Origin of the sequence: Escherichia sp. MR (assembly GCF_005280595.1) — a bacterium.
Classification (GTDB): Bacteria; Pseudomonadota; Gammaproteobacteria; order Enterobacterales; family Enterobacteriaceae; genus Escherichia; species Escherichia ruysiae.
Genome location: NZ_SZVK01000151.1, coordinates 1 through 263, shown reverse-complemented (window position 1 = coordinate 263; position 263 = coordinate 1). Strand labels below are relative to the sequence as shown.

The following is a 263-nucleotide window of genomic DNA, read 5'->3' as shown; positions in this document are numbered from 1 at the left end:
GGTAATTATTGCCCGTAGCTTAAGCGAACTTGTTGCCATTCGCGAAGAGATTGAGCCGTTATTGATCATTAACAATAGCCATTATTTACTGGAAGACGCGGTAAATAATTACATCACCGTAAAAAATATCATTACGGCTGCCGGTATCGAACAAATAAAACATTTTCTGGCGACGGCATTTATTCGCCAGCAACCGGAGCGTTTTTTCTCTGCCCCCGGAAGTTTTCATTATTCGAATGTACGCGGTGAAAGCTGGCAACATA

1 pseudogene is annotated in these 263 nt (G+C 42.2%); it reads left to right on the top strand.

Going from position 1 to position 263, the window contains the following annotated elements:
• Positions 1 to 263, top strand: a pseudogene (locus tag FC814_RS22700) (transcriptional regulator); the annotation flags it as partial.